General features: G+C 56.0%; 2 protein-coding genes. Both read right to left on the bottom strand.

Annotation, left to right across the window (positions count from 1 at the left end; translation table 11 throughout):
* Positions 1-630: 630 nt before the first annotated feature.
* Positions 631-1,473, bottom strand: coding sequence for an FkbM family methyltransferase (locus AC1D34_RS37085; RefSeq protein ID WP_476826967.1), 843 nt, complete (start codon positions 1,471-1,473; stop codon positions 631-633).
* Positions 1,474-1,568: 95 nt separating this feature from the next.
* On the bottom strand, positions 1,569-1,736 hold the full coding sequence (locus tag AC1D34_RS37090; protein WP_476826968.1) for a hypothetical protein: 168 nt from the start codon (positions 1,734-1,736) through the stop codon (positions 1,569-1,571).
* Positions 1,737-1,959 lie beyond the last annotated feature (223 nt).

Below are 1,959 nucleotides of genomic sequence, written 5' to 3' on the forward strand. Positions count from 1 at the left end.
AGAAGCCAGACCCCTGGCGGGAACTCATTATCGCGCAGCGTGGCGCAGAGGCTTGTCGGATAATCACCCAAAGCGATCGACGGCGGGCTCTATGACCCCGCCGTGGGCGCTTTTGCTTGACTCCTACCGCCCCAAAAGAGAAGCCCGCCGGTCAGGGCGGGCTCAGCGCTACGCTAGTAAGCGAGGGTGAAATTACCAAGTCGGCCACTGAAAGAAAGGTAGCACTGGGAGAGCACATCCCTCCCGATTAACCCGTCAATCCCCTGGGCTTTGAAGCCTGCTGCGCTTACCCCAATCGCCGGGAGAATTAACGGAATCTCGTAGTCACCAGCCGGTATCATGAGCGATATGTCGAAAACCGCCATCGACAGCGGAACTCCCTTCGTCGATGGCATGTGGACCATAATCGCCGGTAGGCTGAAGGTTCAGCCCTTTGAGCATCTCGGGATCAACCGCGCTACTTGATGCGCCCGTATCTATCAGGAAGCGCCCCAGCTTCGGGGTTTGGGATCGGCTCTCCAATCCCAACCAAAGCCTCTCGATGCGGGCCGTTTATCCCGATGCAAGCGAAGACGATGGGGCAGCCGGATGGATTTTCTTTCAAGCGCGTTTCGCGACAGGAACGACAAACTAGACCCGGGCGACGATGTTTCGGCTCATTCCACGGGGCATACGCTCGACAATCTGCTTCAGGCTCTTTCCTATCGGTCGCCCAGACTCTGTGTAATAACTGTATCCGAGATTATCGAAGAATGACGTGTAGCGGTCTATGTCACCGCCGCGCTCAATGAGCTCGAACGGCATCAATTCCATAATGAAGATAGGTCTGTGACGCTCAAGGAAACCATTGCTACCGTCAAGAACCTGCATCTCGAAACCATCGACATCGAGCTTCACGACGTCCACTCTCTCAATTCCGTGCGTCTGTGCCACCGAACTTAGAGTGCTGCTAACAGCATCATTGCTGGTCATGAGTTGGCCCAGGTGCTGGTCATGTAGGCTCGCCGTTTCGTCAGCGACCAGGGGCCAACTCGAGTAGATTTCGGTTGGCCGATCATCTGTGTCGTTCGCCGTCACAAACTGGTTAAGCGCAACGATTCTGCCGGCAAGATCGGGGTTAAGTTCTATATTAGCCGTGAGCTTGCGGAACGCATAACTGGTCGGTTCGAAGGCGAAAACTTTTCCAGAGGGGCCAGCAGCCTTGGCCAATGTGAGCGTATGCGCGCCTACATTTGCGCCAATATCCAAAACTGTATCGCCCTCCTTGACAATCCTGGCGATCGCTTGGCGTGTCATAGGCTCAAAGCTTTTCAGAAGATATATCGAAAAGTCGATCCCTTCGTTAAGGTTGAGCTGATAACGAACTCCATGCCGTTCGCAAACCAGATCGTCGCTCTTGCCAAGCATAGATCGAATTTTACTTACGGCCCGATAAGCATTACGAGCAAGGAAAATCTTATGGGCCGTCTTCATGCTTAGCGCCACCAATGCTACGGGAGTTCGAGACTGTCACCGACAGCCATCCTAGCGTAACGTGGTATGGACAATCGCTCAGATTGTGTCCAGCATCAATTCGCCAGCGGGTTTTGACTCGATATTAGGGCCGCGATGTCCTGATTGGAGGCGACGAAGGCCGCCAGCTTCTCGACCGGCGATAGCGCCGGCACGACGACCGACTCCTGCCAGCCCTCCTCCGCCATGACGGCTTCGACGGCCGCGGTATGCGCCTCCGGCACGGCGGCTCCAGAGACTGTGACAGCAGCGACGCGCAACCCTATTTTCGGCGGCGCCGCAGGACACATGTCGATGCCAAATCCGCTGACGAAAGTTCTTTGCGATATCTGGGAGCCGCCCTCTTCAGCGCTTCAATATTTCCGCTCGCCCAGGCCGCGTCACGCGCAGTGGCATCTCTGTGCTTCAAAAGAAAAGGGCCGCCGGTTAGGGCGACCCTTGGGGGGG

The organism is Allobosea sp. P1_A7, from assembly GCF_056406775.1.

Coding starts and splice junctions, on each gene's coding strand:
- AC1D34_RS37085 (WP_476826967.1), bottom strand. CDS start 1,473: ATGAAGACGGCCCATAAGATTTTCCTTGCTCGTAATGCTTATCGGGCC.